A 2,365-nucleotide genomic window follows, 5' to 3' on the forward strand; every position below is an offset into this window, starting at 1 on the left:
AGCCAACACAGGCATTGACTCATCTCCAATCATGTCACGATATACATCATAATTTTGCAGCACCAGAGGAGCAGTGACGTGTAACACATCGGGTGACAAGGCTAGAGCCTGCCGAATAGCTTCACGCTGAAGCAATGAAAGTTTCCCAATCTGCCCCTGTTCAAAATCCACACAAATCCGTACACGGCGATCGCCCAAAACAGCACATTGTGCTAAAGTCCAATAGTTATCTTCCAATATAATCTGTCCAAACTCAGCATCGTAATAACTTCTTGGGGATTCCATCATCTTCAGATACTACCTTTATTCTGTGCTTCCCTAGCAACTCCAAAAACTAGTGAAAATTTTACTTTGAAATTAGTCGTACTTTTTAAACGAGAATATCGATGGTTAAAGTTAAGTTCTGTATTTGTAACCAGCTTCTCGTTTTAGAAGTTCCTATGCGCCAAAAATAGGGCTAATGCAGTTATTTAATTTGCCAAATATGTATAATGCTATCCTCATTGCTACTAACAAGGGTTTTACCATCCCGGCTCAGAGCAAGCCCTAAAACCGAACTGGAACCATCTTGAAAGGTATGCAACTGCTTTAAAGTCTCTAAGCTCCACAGTTTAATACTGCCATCATAATTGCCGCAAATCAGAATTTTTCCATTCGGGCTGATTACAAGAGATTCAACTGAATTAAAATTATCACTAAAATCATGCAGTAGTTTTCCACTTTGAAGATTCCATAATTTCAGAGTACTAATCGCACGATTTCGAGAAACTAGCTGACCAAAACTACCAGTAACAAGCTTTTTGCTATCTGGAGTAATGGCAATAGCATCAACTCCGGTTTTATGCCCTTTGAGAATATGGCGTGTTTTTTTAGTTTGTAAATCAATCAGCCTAATTGTATTATCATCGCCACCCCCACTACTCACAAGGGTTTGCATATCAGGGCTAAATGCAACTTTACTCACAAATCCTGAGTGTGCAGGAATGGTATCAAGCTGTTTAAGCGTGTGTAAATCCCAAAGCTTGATTGTGCCATCGTCACTGCCACTAGCAATCAACCTACCATCTGAACTAATCGCAACGGTTTCTACCGGTTGGGTATGTCCAATGTCGCTGTCAAGCATAAGGAAAGTGCGTAAATCCCAAACCTTCATTGTTGGGGTGGTTATCCCACCAGTTACAATTCGCTTACCATCTGGACTAATAGCTATTGAAGTAATACCATCTGAGTGAGCGTCTAAACTACGCAGTAATTTCCCAGTACGTAAATTCCAGAATTTAATTGTATCATCTCTACCTGCACTAATCAGGGTTTGCCCCGAAGAGCTAATCGCAACGGCTCGAACACCAAAAGTCACTTTTTTATGCCCAGTCAGTGTGTGAACAAGTTGAATCTTTGGTTGGGACTGAGTAATTGTACTCTTGCTTATAGGAAGCTTTGAACTAGAAGAATGTATATCAATGAAAGTGATGTTTACTGCAATCGCTAAGACTATAGTGACTGGTTTGGATTTGAGAAAATTCAATAATTTCATGGTGTCCAGGAACGCAATTACATAACATGGTTCCCATTTGATGGACGCAATCGCACCCAGTCTGATAGACCACGGTCAAACACGGAGTATAAGTTAATAATCTAAATACGGTTTCCTAGTGATTAGAAAAATCATCATTTATCATCGTTTCAATCACAATCCCGCCAAACCGAGCTTCATCAGCGCAGCATTTTACGCCATCAATATAGCAAATATGGCTTTCGTACTTCTCTTTAGTTTCAGTTATAACTCCCTCAAATCCTCCACTCATTGAGGTATTAAAAAAACTCAATTTTCGTCCCTGAGCATCACTTGCTTTGCTATAGCAATCATTGCAAACTGTGTGTGGATATCTTGGAAAATATCGAGTTGGGGTCGAACAGATTGGGCAAGGATGAAACTCAGTATTACTCATATATTTTGGCTCTTCATTACTTCTTATGCTAAATACGTCTGAAAATAAGCTTCAAACCCATACTGGGCAATAATAACAGCCGTTAGTATTAGCATTTGAGCCTTGATTCGGAAATTGAAGCTATAACTCCCTGTAAGGCTTGATTTTCAAGGCAAGTAAAGGACTTTAATTAAAAGTCCAGCATACTACGTACTGAAGAACCTATATTTTTTACTTCATAGAACTCCATCTTGTGACTTGGAGATTACTCAAGCCCACTACCTGTACTGTCAACAGCAGGGCTTCGGCAATCACTCATGAGAAATCGATTGAGGAGGCGATGGACTACGCCATTGCTTGACCCGGATTTCTCACAAGTGCAAAAAAATCATTGAGATGAGTAAAATTTAGGAAAGAATATTTTATACATCAGTGGA

Annotated in this window: 3 protein-coding genes; all 3 read right to left on the reverse strand. The window is 39.6% G+C overall.

The features are described 5' to 3' along the window. The coding region (locus tag G1O98_RS37870) for a hypothetical protein (protein ID WP_163939553.1) at positions 1–288 on the reverse strand (288 nt) is incomplete at its 3' end. A gap of 178 nt (positions 289–466) precedes the next feature. Then, a complete protein-coding gene (locus G1O98_RS37875; RefSeq protein ID WP_163939555.1) occupies positions 467–1,534 on the reverse strand; it encodes a WD40 repeat domain-containing protein in 1,068 nt (355 codons plus the stop codon). Positions 1,535–1,649: 115 nt separating this feature from the next. Then, complete coding sequence (locus G1O98_RS37880) at positions 1,650–1,949, reverse strand: hypothetical protein (protein WP_163939557.1); 300 nt, start codon at positions 1,947–1,949, stop codon at positions 1,650–1,652. Positions 1,950–2,365 lie beyond the last annotated feature (416 nt).

Origin of the sequence: Nostoc sp. UIC 10630, from assembly GCF_010747425.1 — a bacterium.
In the GTDB taxonomy this organism is placed as follows: Bacteria; Cyanobacteriota; Cyanobacteriia; order Cyanobacteriales; family Nostocaceae; genus Nostoc.

What these genes read in the sequence shown, in the direction of transcription:
- G1O98_RS37875 (WP_163939555.1), bottom strand. Translation starts at nt 1,534, where the DNA reads ATGAAATTATTGAATTTTCTCAAATCCAAACCAGTCACTATAGTCTTA.
- G1O98_RS37880 (WP_163939557.1), bottom strand. Translation starts at nt 1,949, where the DNA reads ATGAGTAATACTGAGTTTCATCCTTGCCCAATCTGTTCGACCCCAACT.